The following is a 17,155-nucleotide window of genomic DNA, read 5'->3' as shown; positions in this document are numbered from 1 at the left end:
ACTAAACCCGCAGGGAAGCGAGCTTTGCCTCGAGGATCTGGGCCACGCCGTCGTCGTCGAAATGGGGGGCTTGCTGGCCGGCTGCGCTGATCGCCTCCGGATGGCCGCTGGCCATCGCGTAACCGTCGCCCGCCCAGCGCAGCATCTCGACGTCGTTGGGCATGTCGCCGAAAGCCACTACCTCAGCGGCCTCGATGCCCCGGGATGCCGCATATTCAGCGAGCGTGACGGCTTTGTTGATACCGGGCGCCGACATTTCCAGGAGTGCGGTCCGCGGCGCCGAGTGAGTGGTTTCCACCAGGTGCGCGACGGCGGGCTGCACCTTTGCCAGGAAATCATCGGGAGTGCCGCTGCGCGTCACGGCAAGGAACTTCACGACGGCGTCGTCCGCGGTCAGCGTTTCGTCCAGCCAAGCAGGGGTGAACTCGGCCAGGAGCTCGCTGGTTTCGTTCTCGATGAACCCGGGCTCGAGATGGAATCCGGTCAGTGTTTCGGTCGCGAACAAAGCGTCGGGCCGGAGCTGCTTAATGATCCGGCGGGCCTCCAGCACGGACTCGATGCTCAAAGCATTGGCCGAAATCAGCTTGTCAGCTTCAAGATCCCACACCACTGCCCCATTTGAACAAATCACGATGCCGCTGTGCCCGATCTGCTCGCGGAGGGGGTAGAGCCAGCGCGGCGGCCGCCCTGTCACGAACACCACCTCGATTCCCGCGTCACGGCAGGCATGGAAAGCGCGGATGGTGCGGCTGCTGATCTTGCCGTCATGGCCAAGGATGGTGCCGTCAATGTCACTTGCTACGAGCCGCATTATGTCAGTCTACGTGGGGTAGCCGCCGCCGACTTCGTCCCAAAGCTAGCGCCGCTCGAAGCGGCCCGTGATGACGGCGCGGCCCAGCGTGTGGGCTGCCAGCTTGCGGACGAGCACCTCCGTGGGGGCACCGGCGTCGAGACCCAGCTCTTCGACGTCGACGGCGTGCACGGCCACGATGTACCGGTGTGGGCCATGCCCAGGCGGAGGCGCCGCACCCAGGTAACCGGGGAACCCGCCGTCGTTCTTTAGTTGAAACGCGCCCGCGGGCAAGTGCGAGCCGCCCTGAACGCCGGCGCCGGCCGGTAAGGAGTTCGTCCCGGCGGGTATGTTGACCACGGCCCAGTGCCAGTAGCCACCGGCCCTGGGTGCATCGGGGTCGAAGACGGTGACGACGTAGCCCTTGGTTCCCGCCGGGGCTCCATTCCAGCTCAGTTCCGGGGATTCGTCCTTGCCGCCCGCCACGCCGAAGCGCTTGCTGGTCTGCGCGCTGCTGAGTACGTCACCATCTTTGAGCGACTTGCTGGTGACGTCGAAGGATGGGACCTGTGGAAGATCGGCGTAGCTCATGGCTGCCTTTCGACGCCTGCCCCGGACTCCGGGACGCCCAAGGCGTTGAGTTCGGCCCGGGTGGGCGGGTTCGCGCCCGGCCGGGAAACCGTAATTGCCGCGGCGCGCGCCGCATGGTTGAGGATCCCTTCAAGCACTTCGGCGGGCATGGCGTGCAGCTCTTCCCGGTTTTGGGCCCCTGCCAGTCCGCGATCAACGATCCCCGAGAGCAGCGCGGCCATGAAGGAATCGCCCGCACCCACCGTATCCGCCACCTCTACCTTCGGGGCGTCCGCCTGGGCCTCGCCCGCGGCCGTGACGCCCCACGGGCCGTCCGCGCCTCGCGTGACGACCACGACGGCGGGTCCCCCACTGCCGCCCAGGGCCAGCCAGCGCCGGGCCGATTCCAAGACGTCGACGCCGGGGTAGAGCCACTCAAGGTCCTCGTCGGATGCCTTGACCACGTCGGCAAGCGCCACGAAACGCTCCACTTGGGCTCGCGCATAGTCACGATCCTTGATGATGCTGGGCCGGCAGTTGGGATCGAAGCTAACGGTCGCATTCGGATGGGCATGCTCGACGGCGGCAAGGACATCCGCTGCGCCCGGCTCCAACATTGTGGCAATCGAGCCCGTGTGCAAGAGTGATGTCCCCTGAAGCATGAAGGGGAGGCGCGCTGCGAGGCCGGGAAGCTCCCAGGCGAGGTCGAAGATGTAGCTGGCAGCGCCGTCGTCGTCGATCAGGGCGGTGGCCACGCTGGTGGGACTCTCGTCCGGCGGTAGCGGAACCATGACGGAACTGGAGCGCAGATGCGCCGCTATCGATTCCCCGTAGGCGTCCTTGCCGAAACGGCCAATGAACTGGACAGCATGGTCCAGCCTGGCCAGACCCACGGCAACGTTGAGCGGACTTCCGCCCACGTGGGCGTCGACTCCCGAAGAACGCTGGACGACATCAACCAGCGCTTCACCTATGACTGTCAGCATGGGACAACTCTGCCACGCGGATGTGGTGTGCGTCTTGCGATCACAGCCGGTGATTTTGTCAGCAATCCGTCACACCAGCAGCCGCTGCACCAACTCCCTGCACTTCTTGTACGCAACGGCCCTGGGGTCGATCAGGTCGAAATGGTCGCCGGGCACCTTGAGGAACTGGGCCGCTCCGCCGGAAGCGGTGGCTGCGGCAACATAAGCCTCGGACTGGCTGCACGGGACATCCTCGTCCGACGCAGCGTGGACCGCGAAGACCGGAACGGCGATAGGCAGCGACCTCATGGGGTCCGCATAGATATGCCGTTTGGGGTATCTCACCGAGTCGCCACCCATGAGGTTGTCAACGGCGCCGTTGCTCAGGTTGAGCCGCTCAGCGTCCGCCAGGTTCAGCAGTCCGGATTGGCTCACGACGCCGGTCAGCCGCACTGCCGCGCCGTTGTCATGCCGATGGAGCTGCCGGTCGGCGTCGGGGGCACCGATCTTGGAGAGCTTTTCCCGCCCCGCTGCCCAGACCGCGAGATGGCCGCCTGCAGAGTGTCCCAGTGCCACCACTTTGTTCAGATTGAGTTCATGCTTGCCGGCAATCTCGCCCAGATGGTCGATCCCGTCGAGGACATCTTCGAACGTATGCGGCCAGCCGCCACCGTTTCCTGCCCTCCGGTATTCAAGGTTCCAGGCAGCTATTCCGTGCGCAGCGAGGTCCCTGGCAATCGGCTCACCGAGTTCCGCACCGTACTGGGAGCGCCAATAGCCCCCGTGGATCACCACCACCACGCCGTCGGGTCGAGTGCGGTGTGGCTGCAGCGAATCTGGTACGAACAGCTCGCCCCATTGGCTGGAGTGCTGGCCGTAGTAGTACTTGTGCCGCTTCATCGTGTCCTCCTTTGTGCCGAGCCTATCGCGGAGGAGCGCCGCGGAGCGGGAGCAATGGTCTGAGGGTCAACGCGGAGCCTTCCTGAAGCCACTGCCCGAGCGTACCCTCAGGGGTGAAGCGCTACCCTCGCTTCATTCCCGTATTTTTGCGGGAACGCTTCTACACCCGGAGGTGATTTCAATGATCCGTCGTATCTCCGCGTCGGTTCTTGTGGCATTGACTTTGAGCGTGCTGGCTGTGGCTTCGCCGGCTTCGGCCGCAAATCCGCCTGGAACTGGAAAGCCTAATCAGTCCTGTCAATCCCTCGAACCGAACACGCCCGGCAACGCCGCCAACAGCCCGGGATCGCCCTTCAACGAGCCGGGCATCAACAGCCTCAACGGCGGCGTGGGAGGACAGAACTACTCCCCCACTTCCCAATACGATGTTGCCTGCTTCCAGGTGTCGCAGCGATAACGCCAGCGGGTCCGGCTCCGCTTCACTGTCGGCCCTCCCCCGTAAGCTGGAGGCATGGCTAGCAATTGGGACAGCTTGGATCCTCAGCTGCGCGAATCAGTACAGGCGAACGTGGAGCTTTACGAGCGCGTCCGTCCTGCCCTGAAACTCGTCACCCGCGACGTCCTGTTGACCCTGCGGGACATGCTCAAGAACAGCGAGTCCGTGCCCCTCTTCGTCACGGGACGCACCAAGACGGTCGAATCTTTCCGGGAAAAGATTTCCCGCACCGAGGTGCCCTTGGAGGGGGGTCCGCGGGTCCTGAAGTTCCCGGACCCGTTCCGGACCCTGAACGACATGGTGGGGCTGCGCGTCATCACCAAGCTTCCGGCCGAGAACGCCGCGGTTGCCAACCTGATCAAACGCCAGCGCCAGCTTTTCGATTGCCGCGGCGACCTTGAGAAGGACATCGGCTCCATCGAGTCCGGCACCTACGGATACTCGAGCCGCCACCTTATCCTCCGCACCATCCAGAACGAGTCCGTGAAGGCGTACCAACAGGTCTTCAATCCGGACATTCCGCCGAATGGCAGCTACTTCTTCGAATGCCAGATCCGTACGGTTTTTGCGCACGCCTGGAGCGAGATCGAACACGACATCCGCTTCAAGGCCGAGGATCCGCGCGCCTGGACGCCGCATTTCGACCGCCAGTTCACCGCCACGGCGGCAATGCTGGAAACCGTGGAGAGCGCCTTCGCCGACCTCCACGAACGCTACGAGGAAGTCCGCGGCTACTGGGATCTCGATGGTGAAGGTTCCATGCCCCTCACCCCCAATCGTGTGCGTGACGTTTGGCGGACGCTGCTTCCGCACGTTGACCGTAAAGTTGATGACGACTGGGGTTGGGCTGCCGAGCTTCTTGCGGCCCACGGACTGAACAAGACCGTGGAACTCGCCGGGCTCCTCAGCGCCAACCGGATCACCGAGGTCCGCAAAGCCCTGGACCACCGTTACTCCCCTGGACCGGACCGCCTCCTGGATGACCTCCTGCTGTGGCAGTACGGCACTGAACACATCGACCTCACTGCTGAGGCGCCCGACGTCGTCCCCCACCCCCGGCGGGACAGCCTCCAGCGGCGTCTCAAGCAGATTGAGCGGTACCGCCTGACCAATAGCTAAGGACCCATGACACCCGAGCAGCTTCAGTCCCTCCGTTTCACCCTGTGCTCGCCCCGCAGGCTCAAGACGGAAGCATTGGCCGGCTTGGTCGTGGCGCTTGCACTCATTCCAGAGGCCATCGCGTTCTCCGTGATCGCCGGCGTGGATCCTCGGATCGGGCTCTTCGCCTCTTTCACCATGGGAGTCACTACGGCGATCGTGGGTGGTCGTCCCGCCATGATTTCCGCGGCCACGGGCGCCGTCGCGCTCGTGATTGCCCCGGTCATGAAGGATCACGGGCTCAACTACTTGATTGCCACGGTCATCCTGGCCGGGGTCTTCCAAATCGTCCTGGCGGTCCTCGGTGTCACGCGGCTCATGCGCTTCATTCCGCGTTCGGTGATGATCGGATTCGTGAACGCCTTGGCCATTCTGGTGTTCATGGCCCAGTTGCCCGAGCTGATCGGCGTTCCCTGGATGGTCTACCCGATTGTGGCCGTCGGTCTGCTGATCGTCTTCGGTTTGCCCAGAATCACGGCGGCGGTGCCCGCGCCGTTGGTGGCGGTCGTCGCCCTCACCGTCGTCACGGCGCTGGCCGGGTTTCGCATCCCCACGGTGCACGACAAGGGCGAACTCCCCAACAGCCTTCCCGGTTTCTTTCTGCCCAACGTGCCTTTGACCTGGGAGACGTTCCAGACGATTGCCCCGTTCGCCTTGTCGATGGCGCTGGTGGGCCTGCTGGAGTCCCTCTTGACGGCCAAGCTCGTGGACGATATCACGGACACCCGTTCCAACAAGACCCGGGTTTCCTGGGGCCAAGGCGTTGCCAACATCGTGACTGGTTTCCTGGGTGGGCTGGGTGGCTGCGCAGTGATCGGACAAACCATGATCAACGTCAAGGGTTCTGGTGCCCGCAGCCGGCTGTCGACGTTCCTGGCCGGAGCGTTCCTGCTGGTGCTCGTGGTGGTACTCGGGGACGTGGTCGGCATGATTCCCATGGCCGCTCTGGTGGCTGTGATGATCTTCGTTTCCCTCATCACCTTTGACTGGCATTCCATCCGGCCATCGACGCTGAGGCGACTCCCGAAGTCCGAGACGGGCGTCATGCTCATGACCGTGATTGTGGTGGTGGCCACGCACAACCTTGCCATCGGGGTAGGAGCCGGCGTCCTCACGGCCATGGTGCTGTTTGCCCGCCGGGTGGCCCATTTCGCCACCGTGGAGCGGAGCGAAGTCGAGCTCAACGGCCGGACCGTGGCGAGCTACACCGTGGACGGCGAGTTGTTCTTCGCCTCCTCCAACGACCTCTACACGCAGTTCGACTATGCGAAGGATTCCTCGGAGGGAATCGACCGCGTGGTCATCGACCTGCACTCCTCGCATATTTGGGATGCTTCCACCGTTGCCGTACTGGATTCCGTTACCGAGAAATACCGCAGGCACGGCCGGGAGGTGGAGCTGATAGGCCTCAACGCGGCGAGCGTACGGATGCGCGAGCGGCTCGCGGGCAAGCTGAACGCAGGCTAACGTCCCTGGCCCCAACCAGCTCGCAGTTGTTGTCGTTATGAGCCGCCAAAACGACACTTAGTGCGGGTGAGTTGGGTCTGGAAACGACGGTCATCTGACATATTCGCCCGAGCCGGGTCACGGATTGGGCGCATGTTCAACCGCGGTGCCACGATAGAAGGATGCTTGAGGCAACAACCAACCCCGTCGAAGCCCCCGTCCTGAATCCGGCACTGGCCGCTGAGGCCAAAATCGCCCGGATCGCAGTCACGGTCTTTCCCCTCCTCGTAGTCCTCGCCGGAGTGGCCGGCTTCCTGCTTCCTGATGCCTTCAAGCCGCTGGCACCCGGTGTGCCGTACTTGCTGGGCATCATCATGTTCTGCATGGGCCTGACCCTCACTCCTCCGGACTTCGCATCGGTGGCCAAGCGCCCGTGGGCCGTGGTTCTGGGCATCGTGGCTCATTACGTGATCATGCCGGGTGCGGGTTGGCTGATCGCCGTCGCGCTCAACCTGGAACCCCAACTGGCGGTGGGCCTGATTCTGGTGGGCTGCGCACCGTCAGGCACTGCGTCCAACGTGATGGCCTTCCTGGCCAAGGGCGATGTTGCCCTGTCCGTGGCCGTCGCCTCCGTTTCCACCCTCATTGCCCCGATTGTGACCCCTTTGTTGGTGTTTTTCCTGGCGGGATCATTCCTGAACATCGATGCCGGCTCCATGGTCTTCGACATCGTCAAGACAGTCCTCCTCCCGGTCATCGGAGGGCTGGCGGCTCGGCTCTTCCTCAAGAAGCTCGTCGGCAAGGTGCTACCGGCACTTCCCTGGGCATCCGCAGTCGTGATCTCACTGATCGTCGCCGTGGTGGTGGCGGGCAGCGCCAGCAAGATCGTTGCCGCGGGCGGCATCGTGTTCCTCGCCGTGGTGCTCCACAATGGCTTCGGCCTCGGCCTGGGCTATCTGGCGGGCAAGCTGGGCCGCCTCGATGACAAGGCACGCCGGGCCCTCGCGTTCGAGGTTGGCATGCAGAATTCCGGTCTTGCCGCCACCCTCGCGACCGCGCATTTCACGCCGCTGGCAGCGTTGCCGTCGGCCGTTTTCTCGCTGTGGCACAACGTTTCCGGTGCCATTGTCGCGGCCTGGCTGGCCCGGAAGCCGCTCAAGGAGAGCTGATAGCTACGGAGTCTTGAACTCCCAAGGCGCGGCCTTGGTTGTTCCCGCGCCAATGGTGCGGCCTGCCAGCCGGTCCAGAAGCAGGGTGATGGCTCCTTCGAGGGCTTCCGGTTCCGGGGTCCCGCCCGCGGATCCAGGTGCCAGGACATCGAACCCGGCAGGCTGCATGGTGTCCGAAATGATGACTTGGGCTACTCCGCGCCGGGCCAGCTCGCCCACCGTGAGGTCGAGGAGGGTGCCGGGCGGAAGGGCACCGATGATAGCGCCGTCAGCACCGCCGGAGAGCATGAACCGCCGCCATCCTTCGCCGATGAGGATCACGGGCTGGTAGCCGTGCTGGGGCAAAATGCGTGCGGCGACCGTTGCCAAGGCCCGGTCCCACGGCCATTCCAGGTCGCCAATCGCAATCGCCACAAGGTCGGTCTTGCCGCGGCGCATTCCGCGGGCCGCCTGATTCGGTACGTAACCCAGTTCCTTGGCCGCGGCCTGGACACGCCCTTGTGTCGCTTCGCTGATGCGGGTGGTGCCACCGAGGCGCCCGGACAAGACATAAGACACGGTAGTGAGGGAAACGCCGGCGCTCTTGGCGACGTCCCGGATGGTCGGTTTCGCTCCAAGTCCCATGGCCTAGCGCTTTCCTTTCTTGCGGGAGCCCTTGCCCCGGCCTTTGTCGGGATTCGGCGCATAGCGCTGAGCCACCGCCGGCTTTTTCGCGCCCGTGCCGCGCCGGTCCGGCTTGGTTGCCTTCTTGGGCTTCTCTTGCTGTGCCGAAGGCTGCCTCGAGCTCTGCGCGGTCCGGCCACGGACAATGCCAATGAATTCCTCGATGACCTCGCTGGTGGAGTCGCTCGGCCAGGCAAGGGCGATCTGCGTACCTTCGGCCCCTGTCAGGCGCCGCGCCACGGTGTCCTTGACGTTGAAGTGCCGGGCCACGGACATCGGCAGGATCACGAGACCGGCACCCGAGGCCACCACCTGCATGGCCATCTCCGGCCCGCCCATCCCGGGGACATCCAGGAAGTTCTCCTCCGCGAGATCCTCCAGCGCCACCTCTTCGAACACCGAGATTTCGTGACCCTTCGGGGCCACGACCACAGGCTGCTCTTCGTAGAGGGGTATGACGTGGAGTCCATCGCGATCCACCGGCAAGCGCACAAAGCTGAGATCGGCGGAACCATCGCGTAGAACCTCCAACTGCGCGCCGTCGTCGGACATGAACGAGTGCAGTGGAACATCGGGCATGCGCTCCTCCCAGCGCCGGATCCATTTCCCGGGCGTCACGCCGGGGACGTAGGCGAAAGTAAGCCCCCGGGGACCGCTGGTTCCAGCGTCGGAGGCGTCGGGGGCGCCGACGACGGGCAGGGATTCTTGATCGGAAGGCACCTGTTCACAGTACCGCGCGGGCGGTAGCCGACGCAGCGACTGCCCAAGCTACGCCGCGTACACCTGGACCGCAGTGGCCTTGACCACAAAGTAGACGCGGGAGCCGGGTTCCAGTCCCAGCTCGGCGGAGGCAGAGGGCGTGATGTCCGCTGCCAAATCGCCGGCCCTGACCCTGATGTGATCCCCGTGCGGTTCAAGATCCGTGATCGCAACCGGGAAAGAGTTGCGCGGACTGCCGTGGGCGGCATCCAGGAAGATGGAAACGGCCGACGGCGGGAAGGCGGCGACGCCGGGCTGGCCCGGTTCCGCTTCGTCATCGAGGTGTCCCGCAACGTGCAGGCCGGGAAGCTCGGCTGTGGCGAAAGTCCTGAGTCCCTCCTCCGTGACGGTGCCCGTCATGAGGTTCACGCCGGCCAGGCCTGCGGCGAACTGGCTTCGTGGACGCCGGAAGACCTCACGGGTGGCGCCTTCTTCCACAATCCTGCCCTTTTCCATGACGATCACGCGGTCCGCGAGCATGAGCGCATCCAGGACGTCATGGGTAATGATCAGGGCGCGACGTCCCGACAGGACCCGTTTGAGGAGCCGGCGCAAGTGCGGAGCGGCGTGGATGTCCAGCGCGGACATCGGCTCGTCAAGGAGGAGCAACTCGGGACTGGCCGCTAGCGCCCGGGCCACCGCGACACGCTGGGCTTGTCCCCCGGACAACTGCCCGGGCTTCCGCCCGGCGAACTCCGTAGCGTCGACTTCGGCGAGCCAGTGCCGCGCAGTTTCGCGCGACTCCGCGCGGGAAGCGCCTGCGCTGCGCGGGCCGAAAGCCACGTTTTCCAGGACGCTCAGGTGCGGGAACAGCAACGGTTCCTGGGCCAACAGTGCAGTGCCGCGAAGGTGCGGAGGGGTCCATACCCGGCCGCCGCCGTCGAGGTTGAAGAGGACCTGATCCCCTAGTCGGGCAGAGCCGGCGTCCGGCCGCACGAGTCCCGCCGCGACCGAAAGAAGCGTCGACTTTCCGGCCCCGTTGGGTCCGAGGATCGCCACGGTTTCCGCCTGTCCGAGGCTCAATGACACGTCCAGGTTGCGGGCCCGGACCGTCGCGTCGATGTGGAAGCTCATGCAGCCGCCTCCGCGGGAATGTCCGCGCGGTGCGGACGCCGGTAGGACAGCCCGACGACGATCACTGCCACGGCGACGAGCACGAGTGAAAGGGCAACGGCGGCGTCCGCGTCGGTCTCGCGCTGCAGGTAGATTTCCAGGGGCAAGGTCCGGGTGACACCTTGCAGGCTCCCTGCGAAAGTCAGCGTGGCCCCGAACTCGCCCAGGCTTCGGGCAAAGGACAGCACTGCCCCGGATGCAAGCCCGGGGAGGACCATAGGTACGGTCACGCGTCGCAGGATGGTGGTGGGGCGCGCGCCGAGCGTCGCGGCGACGGCTTCGTAGCGGTTGCCGGCAGTCCGCAAGGCGCCTTCGAGGCTGACTACCAGGAACGGCAGGGCGACGAATGTCTGGGCCAGGACCACCGCCGTCGTCGAAAAGGCGATCTGGATGCCCGCGAGCTCAAGGCTCTTCCCCAGAAGACCCTGCCGCCCGAACGTGTAGAGCAGCGCAATGCCGCCCACCACCGGCGGCAACACCAAGGGCAGGAGGACGAAGGCACGGAGGAGCCGCTGCCCGCGGAAGGGCCGGCGGGCAAGGACAAGGGCCAAGGGGATGCCCAGGACGACGCAGAGCGCGGTGCTCGCGGCAGAGGTACGGAGGCTCAGCCCTAGCGCCGTCAGAGAGGAATCGGAGGTCACCAGCGGGATGAACTGTGCCCAATTGACCTTCGCGACCATGGCGGCCAGCGGCAACAGGACGAACAAACCGCCCACTACCGCAAGGCCATAGACCCACCGTGGAATCCCGCTGAAGTTCATCAACGCCTACGGTACGCCGAGGCTTGCGTCACCGGGACTTTCCGGGCGGCCCCGGCGACTCTTGTGTGCGGCATGGATTCATCCTAGAACAGCGGCTGTGCCACTTCCCTGCGGTGGCGGATACCCTTGAACCATGACCTCTGCAAACTCCCAGTCCATGAAGCCGGCCACCGTTGCCAAGAAACTTGGCATCTACCTGCCTGCAACACCCCAGGAGTTCCAGGATTCGGAAATCACCCGCGCCGATTTCGCGGACCTCCAGGCCAACGCCCCGGAGTGGCTCGCCGAACTCCGCCGGACGGGTCCGCACCCGCGTCCCGTGGTGGCACAGAAGCTGAATATCTCCATCAGCGGCCTCGCGCGCGGCGGAATCACCGAGCCCCTGACGACGGCGGAAATCACCGAACTGCTGGCAGCTCCCCCGCAGTGGCTCGTCGTCGAGCGCGCCACGCATGCAGCCGTACGCTCCGAGGCAAAGCGCATCAAGGAAGAAGCTGCTAAGAAGGAAGCCACGAAGGAAGCCAAGACCAACGCCACTGCCAAGCGGGACGCGCCCAAGGCATCCAAGCGGGACCACGCTTAAGCTCCAACCGGACTTCCGCAGGATGGCAGGACACCCCCGGCGGGGATGTCCTGCCATCCCGCTTTTACGCCCAAATCGGGCTCTCGCCTCCAGGTCTTCCTCGGCGCATACTGAATTCAAAGCGGTGCGCATTCGCGTGGAGGTGGTCCGATTGCCTGCCACAACTGGAATCCAGCTGACGGCCTGGGAGGTCGGGCTGTGGGCGCTTTTGCTCATGTGCGCGGTGGCCTTTACGGTCAACGCTGTCCGCAAAGGGGTCATCCACGGAGCCCCCGACGGCGGCCACCTCGCCTTGGAGGGGCCCATCGGGCACCGCGATCGGGACCTGCTCAAAGAGCCGGATGCCACCTTCTGGAACATCTTCGCCGGGCTCGTGGTGGTTGTCCCCGCAGTCGTCATCCCCGCCTTGGCCTCGCCCGCCGTCGGGCTCTTGATGCTCTTCCTCGGCATAGCTGCCGCTGTTGCCGCCTTTGCCGTCGGCCGGAAACTGGAGCAGAGGCGCCAAAACCGCAGTGGTTTCACGGAAGCCGCAGCCCGTCACGACGCCCTCCTGGCTCGCTGGCAAAGGTATGAACTGGACCCCGCCAAGGGCATCGACTTCCCCGGAATGAGCGACGTCAACATTCCGCAAACCGCCGCCTTGGTCCGCGCCCTGCAGGAAGCCCAGCGCTGCCGCCTGACAGCGGGGGCGGATTATGCCCGCGCCGTCGAGCAGTTGGAAGTTGCGATGGCCGAAGCCGAAGCAGCGGCGGGCGTTTCTGCGCCGTAGCTGGCTCGCGCCCTTCGTCGTCGCGCAGGCGCCTACGGAATTGCCCCGATGTGCACCAGGAGTTCGTGTTCGGCACCGTCGAGGTAGCGACGTAACTCGGCTGCGGCCTCGTCGCGCTGTCCGTTACGGATCTGGGCGACCAAGGCGGCGTTGCGTTCCACGTAATGCCCGTGGAAGTCGGGGGTGGTGGCCATGGCGTGGAAGACCAATCGCATCTCGGCCAGCACTTTCTCCATCAGTGCGTCCAGGGAGGCGCTTCCGGACAACGACACCAGGGCCTTGTGCAGCTCCTGGTTGGCGTCCGCCATGCCGGCCACCGATCCCTCCGCGAGGGCAGCCCGGGCTTTGTCGACAATGGCGTCCATGGCGTCGAGGGCTCCCGCCGGGACATCGCCCCACAATACGGCCGCCGGTTCGATCAGGCGCCGCACCCGGTAGATTTCGCGGACGTCGTCGGCACCGGGGGCGGCTACGAACACGCCACGGTTGGGAATGCGCTGGACCACGGATTCACCGGCAAGCACAGTGAAAGCCTCCCGCAGGGTGTTCCGGGAAACGCCGAGCGCCTCGGACAAGGCCTGTTCGGAGAGCTTCGTGCCGGGCGGCAACAAGCCGTGGGAGATGCGCTGGCGAAGCTGGGCGGCAACCCACGCCCCAGTGTGGGCGTGGGTGGCGTGGCCGGCGTCGGCGATTCCTTGAAGCGCAGCGTTCATGGGCATGCCCCAAATCTACCGAACGGCGATGGCCGACGGATTTTGCTGGATCATTCCGTCCACGCTTTGGACGAAGCCCGGAAATCCGCGGCAAAAGTCCGTGCCGCCACGAATGATCCAGCAAAATGTCCCGGCGAACCCCTCAGCCGATGCTCGCAAGCACCTCTCCGCGCCCGACGGCGGTGCCCGGCCCCTGCGGTCCACGCGCCACGGTGCCGGAACGGTGGGCAGGGACGGTGGTTTCCATCTTCATGGCCTCCAACACGGCCACGGGCTCTCCCACTTCCACGACGGCACCGTCCTCAACGAGCCACTTCACCAGCGAGCCGGACATCGGCGAGGCCAGCCCGGCGTCGTCGGCCATTACCGGAGCCGAAACAGCAGCCTCGGACCCGCCACCTCCGCTCATCAGCGCCTCGAATAAGCGAAGGGGGAGCCCAAGCTGCACGGCCTTGCCATCCAGCTCCACCGTGAACGTGCTGCGTTCGGAGCCGGGGGCCACGCGGGCGATCTCCGGAGACGCGGCAAGCTCTTCGGCGAACTCGGTCTCGATCCACGTGGTGTAGACGCCGAGCTTGTCCTCCGAGGTGAAGGCTTGGTGGCGGACCACGGCCCGGTGGAAGGGAAGCACGGTGGGCAAACCCTTGATCTGCATCTCGTCCAGGGCAGCCCGGGCGCGGCGCAGGGCCTGCTGCCGGTTTTCGCCACGGACAATCAGCTTGGCCAGGAGGGAATCATATTCTCCGGGAACCACCGAGCCGGAGCGCACGCCGGAGTCCACGCGGATGCCCGGTCCTGTGGGCGCCTCGAACACGTCCACTGTGCCGGGGCCAGGCAGGAAGCCGCGCGCGGGATCCTCGGCGTTGAGGCGGAACTCGAAGGCGTGTCCTTTGGGCTCAGGGTCTTCCGTCAGGGAGAGGATGCCGCCCGCGGCGATCCGGAATTGTTCGCGGACCAGGTCCACCCCGGAGGTTTCCTCGGTGACAGGATGCTCCACCTGCAGGCGCGTGTTGACCTCCAGGAAGGAGATGGTGCCATCCACGGCCACGAGGTATTCGACGGTTCCGGCACCGTAGTATCCGGCCTCGCGGCAAATTGCCTTGGCCGATTCGTGGATGAGCGTGCGCTGTTCAGGGCTCAGGAAGGGTGCGGGGGCCTCCTCCACGAGCTTCTGGTTTCGGCGCTGCAGTGAGCAGTCGCGGGTTCCGAGGACCACGACGTTGCCGTGCATATCCGCCAGGATCTGGGCCTCGACGTGCCGCGGCTGGTCCAGGAAGCGCTCCACGAAGCATTCGTCCCGTCCGAAGGCTGCCTTGGATTCACGCACGGCCGATTCGAATGCGTCCTCGATATCCTCCAGGCGCCGCGCAATCTTGAGCCCGCGGCCTCCCCCGCCAAAAGCAGCCTTGATGGCCACTGGCATGCCGTATTCCAACGCGAACGCAAGTACTTCAGCCGCGTTCGCCACGGGCCCATCGCTGCCCGGGACAAGCGGAGCCCCGGCGCGGACGGCGATCTCCCGGGCCGTCACCTTATTGCCCAGCTCCCGTATGGACTGTGGCGCGGGGCCGATCCACGTAAGGCCTGCGTCGATCACGGCCTGCGCGAAGTCGGCGTTCTCGGACAGGAAGCCATATCCGGGGTGCACGGCGTCGGCACCGGCGCGGCGGGCGACGTCGATCAGCTTGGCGATGTCCAGGTATGTCTCAGCGCCGGTGGAACCGCCCAGTGCGTAGGCCTCGTCCGCAAACCGCACGTGGAGGGAATCGGCGTCGGGGTCCGAGTACACGGCAACAGACTCCAAGCCCTCATCGGAGCAGGCGCGGGCAATCCGCACGGCGATCTCGCCGCGGTTGGCGATCAGGACCTTTTTCATGGCTGGGTTCCTTCGGAGACAGCGCCGGTAGCGGCAGGTTCAAGGGGTTCAAGGGTTGCGGGGTCCACGATCGTGAACAGCACGCGGTGGCCGGGCGGCAATTGCGCCGCCGTCGGCAGGTCTTCGGGTACGACGACGGCAATCACCGGATACCCGCCCGTCACCGGGTGGTCCGCCAGGAAGAGGACGGGATGTCCGCTGGGCGGGACCTGGAGTGCGCCGGCAACTGTCCCTTCGCTGGGGAGCTCACCGGCGCCGCAGTCGAGGTTTCGTTCGAGCGCACGGTTGCCGGCGGGCCTGAGCCGAACACCGATTCTGTTGGACTGCTCGCTGGTGATCCAGTCCTGCCCCGTGAGGGCCTCCAAGGCGCGGGAATCGAACCAGTCATCCCGCGGGCCCAAGGTGATGCGGAGTTCCGCGGACGCCACTCCTAGCCGCAGCGTCGATTCCTCCGGGGCGCCCACCATCTGGAACAGCGGCGCTCTTCCGACGGGAAGGCGGGTCCCAACCGACAACGGCGCGGGACCGATTCCGGACATCGAGTCGCTTGAGCGGCTGCCGAGCACCGGATGCACATCAATCCCGCCGCGGACGGCAAGGTAGCTTCGGGCCCCGAGCGTCGGTTCCCCCAGGCTGAGGGTTTCCCCGTCCAGGAGAGCGAAGGGCGCGCACATGGCGGCGCAGCGGGCCGGAGCGCCCGATGCATCGCGGATTTCCAAGGGCACCACCGCTCCGGCAACAGCGAGCACCTGGTCACCGACGGCCCGAACCGAAAGTCCGCCCAGCACGTTTTCAATCACTGCGGCACCGGCTTCGTTGCCCACCAAGCGGTTGGCCTGACGGGTCGATTGCTCGTCCACGGCGCCCGCAGCCGACACTCCCAAGTCCCCTAGCCCGGGGCGGCCTCGGTCCTGGACGAGCGATTGCAGCCCGGGTGAGTCCACCACCAGGGCGGGGCCGGTGTCTTCGCCGCCCGCGGGCGGTGCGGGAGTCAGGGCAATGGCCTCGCGGACGGCCACATACCGGACCCTGTCTCCCGGACGAACCAGCGCCGGTGACTCCCGCTCGAGATCCCAGAGGACCGCTGTCGTACGTCCGATCAGCTGCCAGCCGCCCGGGGACTGTCGAGGGTAGACGGCGGAGAACGTCCCGCCGAGCGCCACGGAACCGGCAGGAACGGCGGTGCGCGGCGAGCTTCGGCGCGGAACGTCGAGGCTGTGGTTCTCGCCGAGCAAGTAGGTGAAGCCCGGTGCGAAGCCGCCGAACGCCGCGGTCCAGAGCTGTCCAGTGTGGGCGGCCACGACGCCGTCCGGGCCCAGACCGGTGAGCATGCCCACCTCGGCGAGGTCCTCGCCGTCGTACACCACTTCGATGGTGACGTCGCGGGAACTGTCGCGTGGCACCGCGTCCAGGTCAACTTGCCCGACGGCGGTTCGCGCCGCGAGTGCCTCGGCGTGCGTGCCGAACTTAACGAGTACGGTGGCTGCCGCGGCGACCACATCGAGCTGGCCGGGCAGGGGCTCGGCCAGCAGCCGGGAATGAAACGCCAGCACGGAAGGAAGATCGGAAAGTTCCACCAGCAGGGCGCGCGGGCCCGCCCGGCGTATTCCCGTGAGGCTCACGCGAAACTCCGTACGGCGACCCCAGCGGCTTCGAGTCCCGCGCTGACGGCGCCTGCCATGGCCACGGCGCCGGGAGTGTCTCCATGGACGCAGATGCTTTCTGCGTGGACGTTCAGGACGGAACCGTCGCGGGCCACGATTTTGCCCTCCGTTGCCAGGCGGACCATGTTCTCGGTGATGGCGGCGTGGTCGTGCAGGACGGCGCCTTCTTCGCGCCGCGATACGAGGGTGCCGTCCGCGTCGTAGGCCCGGTCGGCAAACGCCTCGGCCACTCCCCGAAGCCCCTTCGCTTCGGCTTTGGCGAGTGCGACGGAGCCCGGCAGGAGAAGGATCGGGAGTCCGGGACTGAAGGCATGGACGGCGTCGGCCACTGCCTGGGCGTGGACCTCGTGGTGGACGATCGTGTTGTAGAGGGCGCCGTGCGGCTTGACGTACTTGATCTCGGAGCCGGCAGCATGGGCCAGGGCTTGGAGCGCGCCGAGCTGATAGAGAACGTCGTCGGCCAGTTCGGTTGCGGAGCAATCGAGGAAGCGTCGGCCGAAACCCGCGAGGTCCCGGTAACCCACGTGGGCACCAATGGTCACTCCGGCGGCGACCGCCTCTCGGCAGGTCCTCGCGATGGTGGTGGGATCTCCGGCGTGGAATCCGCAGGCTACATTGGCGCTCGACACGTGGCGGAAGACTGAAGCGTCGTCGCCCATGGTCCAATTGCCGAACGATTCTCCGACGTCGCTGTTGAGGTCGATAAAAGGCATTGTGATCCCCGTCTCAGGTTGAATACCTCACCATCATGCCTGAAACA

The 17,155-nt window shown here is 65.7% G+C and carries 17 protein-coding genes; 5 read left to right on the top strand and 12 right to left on the bottom strand.

The window, feature by feature from the left end; genetic code table 11:
* Position 1: 1 nt before the first annotated feature.
* From QRN59_RS12530 to QRN59_RS12515, 4 genes are all read right to left on the bottom strand, one after another.
* On the bottom strand, positions 2 to 811 hold the full coding sequence (locus QRN59_RS12530; RefSeq protein WP_284982824.1) for an HAD family hydrolase: 810 nt from the start codon (positions 809 to 811) through the stop codon (positions 2 to 4).
* Positions 812 to 856: 45 nt separating this feature from the next.
* Entirely contained in the window at positions 857 to 1,381 is a 525-nt protein-coding gene (locus QRN59_RS12525) for a YbhB/YbcL family Raf kinase inhibitor-like protein (protein ID WP_284982823.1), read from the bottom strand.
* On the bottom strand, positions 1,378 to 2,346 hold the full coding sequence (locus tag QRN59_RS12520; protein WP_284982822.1) for a carbohydrate kinase family protein: 969 nt from the start codon (positions 2,344 to 2,346) through the stop codon (positions 1,378 to 1,380). The genes QRN59_RS12525 and QRN59_RS12520 overlap by 4 nt, the downstream gene beginning before the upstream one ends.
* A 69-nt stretch (positions 2,347 to 2,415) precedes the next feature.
* Positions 2,416 to 3,225, bottom strand: coding sequence for an alpha/beta hydrolase (locus QRN59_RS12515; protein WP_284982821.1), 810 nt, complete (start codon positions 3,223 to 3,225; stop codon positions 2,416 to 2,418).
* 511 nt (positions 3,226 to 3,736) lie between these two features.
* On the opposite strand from QRN59_RS12515, the gene QRN59_RS12510 reads away from it, so the two are divergent.
* The 3 genes from QRN59_RS12510 (at position 3,737) to QRN59_RS12500 (ending at position 7,494) form a co-directional block, all read left to right on the top strand.
* Positions 3,737 to 4,840: a GTP pyrophosphokinase gene (locus tag QRN59_RS12510; protein WP_059388901.1), complete on the top strand. Its 1,104-nt coding sequence runs from the start codon at positions 3,737 to 3,739 to the stop codon at positions 4,838 to 4,840.
* 6 nt (positions 4,841 to 4,846) lie between these two features.
* Positions 4,847 to 6,346, top strand: a complete 1,500-nt coding sequence (locus QRN59_RS12505; protein ID WP_284982820.1) for a SulP family inorganic anion transporter — start codon at positions 4,847 to 4,849, stop codon at positions 6,344 to 6,346.
* Positions 6,347 to 6,507: 161 nt separating this feature from the next.
* Positions 6,508 to 7,494, top strand: coding sequence for a bile acid:sodium symporter family protein (locus QRN59_RS12500; protein ID WP_284982819.1), 987 nt, complete (start codon positions 6,508 to 6,510; stop codon positions 7,492 to 7,494).
* Positions 7,495 to 7,497: 3 nt separating this feature from the next.
* Here QRN59_RS12500 and QRN59_RS12495 read toward each other — a convergent pair whose 3' ends face one another.
* The 4 genes from QRN59_RS12495 to QRN59_RS12480 all read right to left on the bottom strand — a co-directional run bounded on the left by QRN59_RS12495 (position 7,498) and on the right by QRN59_RS12480 (position 10,790).
* Positions 7,498 to 8,118, bottom strand: a complete 621-nt coding sequence (locus tag QRN59_RS12495) for a LacI family DNA-binding transcriptional regulator (RefSeq protein WP_284982818.1) — start codon at positions 8,116 to 8,118, stop codon at positions 7,498 to 7,500.
* 3 nt (positions 8,119 to 8,121) lie between these two features.
* Positions 8,122 to 8,856: a LysR family transcriptional regulator substrate-binding protein gene (locus QRN59_RS12490; RefSeq protein WP_284982849.1), complete on the bottom strand. Its 735-nt coding sequence runs from the start codon at positions 8,854 to 8,856 to the stop codon at positions 8,122 to 8,124.
* A gap of 69 nt (positions 8,857 to 8,925) precedes the next feature.
* On the bottom strand, positions 8,926 to 9,990 hold the full coding sequence (locus tag QRN59_RS12485; RefSeq protein WP_284982817.1) for a sulfate/molybdate ABC transporter ATP-binding protein: 1,065 nt from the start codon (positions 9,988 to 9,990) through the stop codon (positions 8,926 to 8,928).
* On the bottom strand, positions 9,987 to 10,790 hold the full coding sequence (locus QRN59_RS12480; RefSeq protein ID WP_284982816.1) for an ABC transporter permease: 804 nt from the start codon (positions 10,788 to 10,790) through the stop codon (positions 9,987 to 9,989). The genes QRN59_RS12485 and QRN59_RS12480 overlap by 4 nt, the downstream gene beginning before the upstream one ends.
* Positions 10,791 to 10,923: 133 nt before the next feature.
* Between QRN59_RS12480 and QRN59_RS12475 the strand changes: the two genes are divergently transcribed.
* Together QRN59_RS12475 and QRN59_RS12470 are read left to right on the top strand one after the other, a co-directional pair.
* Positions 10,924 to 11,373 carry a DUF5997 family protein gene (locus QRN59_RS12475; RefSeq protein ID WP_284982815.1) on the top strand — a complete coding sequence of 150 codons (450 nt, stop codon included), beginning with the start codon at positions 10,924 to 10,926 and terminating at the stop codon, positions 11,371 to 11,373.
* A gap of 151 nt (positions 11,374 to 11,524) precedes the next feature.
* On the top strand, positions 11,525 to 12,142 hold the full coding sequence (locus tag QRN59_RS12470) for a hypothetical protein (RefSeq protein ID WP_284982814.1): 618 nt from the start codon (positions 11,525 to 11,527) through the stop codon (positions 12,140 to 12,142).
* Positions 12,143 to 12,174: 32 nt separating this feature from the next.
* On the opposite strand, the gene QRN59_RS12465 is transcribed toward QRN59_RS12470, so the two are convergent.
* From QRN59_RS12465 to QRN59_RS12450, 4 genes are all read right to left on the bottom strand, one after another.
* On the bottom strand, positions 12,175 to 12,861 hold the full coding sequence (locus QRN59_RS12465) for a GntR family transcriptional regulator (protein ID WP_284982813.1): 687 nt from the start codon (positions 12,859 to 12,861) through the stop codon (positions 12,175 to 12,177).
* 136 nt (positions 12,862 to 12,997) lie between these two features.
* On the bottom strand, positions 12,998 to 14,731 hold the full coding sequence (locus QRN59_RS12460; RefSeq protein WP_284982812.1) for an acetyl/propionyl/methylcrotonyl-CoA carboxylase subunit alpha: 1,734 nt from the start codon (positions 14,729 to 14,731) through the stop codon (positions 12,998 to 13,000).
* Positions 14,728 to 16,353 (bottom strand): 5-oxoprolinase subunit B/C family protein, encoded by a 1,626-nt coding sequence (locus QRN59_RS12455; protein ID WP_284982811.1) that lies wholly within the window; start codon positions 16,351 to 16,353, stop codon positions 14,728 to 14,730. The genes QRN59_RS12460 and QRN59_RS12455 overlap by 4 nt, the downstream gene beginning before the upstream one ends.
* The gene (locus QRN59_RS12450; protein ID WP_284982810.1) at positions 16,350 to 17,108 is read right to left on the bottom strand and encodes a LamB/YcsF family protein; all 759 of its coding nucleotides are present in this window, start codon (positions 17,106 to 17,108) and stop codon (positions 16,350 to 16,352) included. The genes QRN59_RS12455 and QRN59_RS12450 overlap by 4 nt, the downstream gene beginning before the upstream one ends.
* Positions 17,109 to 17,155 lie beyond the last annotated feature (47 nt).

The sequence above is a fragment of the Arthrobacter sp. efr-133-TYG-118 genome (genome assembly GCF_030209755.1).
Lineage (GTDB): Bacteria > Actinomycetota > Actinomycetes > Actinomycetales > Micrococcaceae > Arthrobacter.
The sequence above is the reverse complement of the archived record's forward strand: the minus strand, read 5'-3'. Positions and strand labels throughout refer to the sequence as shown.

Coding starts and splice junctions, on each gene's coding strand:
- QRN59_RS12530 (WP_284982824.1), bottom strand. CDS start 811: ATGCGGCTCGTAGCAAGTGACATTGACGGCACCATCCTTGGCCATGAC.
- QRN59_RS12525 (WP_284982823.1), bottom strand. CDS start 1,381: ATGAGCTACGCCGATCTTCCACAGGTCCCATCCTTCGACGTCACCAGC.
- QRN59_RS12520 (WP_284982822.1), bottom strand. CDS start 2,346: ATGCTGACAGTCATAGGTGAAGCGCTGGTTGATGTCGTCCAGCGTTCT.
- QRN59_RS12515 (WP_284982821.1), bottom strand. CDS start 3,225: ATGAAGCGGCACAAGTACTACTACGGCCAGCACTCCAGCCAATGGGGC.
- QRN59_RS12510 (WP_059388901.1), top strand. CDS start 3,737: ATGGCTAGCAATTGGGACAGCTTGGATCCTCAGCTGCGCGAATCAGTA.
- QRN59_RS12505 (WP_284982820.1), top strand. CDS start 4,847: ATGACACCCGAGCAGCTTCAGTCCCTCCGTTTCACCCTGTGCTCGCCC.
- QRN59_RS12500 (WP_284982819.1), top strand. CDS start 6,508: ATGCTTGAGGCAACAACCAACCCCGTCGAAGCCCCCGTCCTGAATCCG.
- QRN59_RS12495 (WP_284982818.1), bottom strand. CDS start 8,118: ATGGGACTTGGAGCGAAACCGACCATCCGGGACGTCGCCAAGAGCGCC.
- QRN59_RS12485 (WP_284982817.1), bottom strand. CDS start 9,990: ATGAGCTTCCACATCGACGCGACGGTCCGGGCCCGCAACCTGGACGTG.
- QRN59_RS12480 (WP_284982816.1), bottom strand. CDS start 10,790: ATGAACTTCAGCGGGATTCCACGGTGGGTCTATGGCCTTGCGGTAGTG.
- QRN59_RS12475 (WP_284982815.1), top strand. CDS start 10,924: ATGACCTCTGCAAACTCCCAGTCCATGAAGCCGGCCACCGTTGCCAAG.
- QRN59_RS12465 (WP_284982813.1), bottom strand. CDS start 12,861: ATGCCCATGAACGCTGCGCTTCAAGGAATCGCCGACGCCGGCCACGCC.
- QRN59_RS12460 (WP_284982812.1), bottom strand. CDS start 14,731: ATGAAAAAGGTCCTGATCGCCAACCGCGGCGAGATCGCCGTGCGGATT.
- QRN59_RS12450 (WP_284982810.1), bottom strand. CDS start 17,108: ATGCCTTTTATCGACCTCAACAGCGACGTCGGAGAATCGTTCGGCAAT.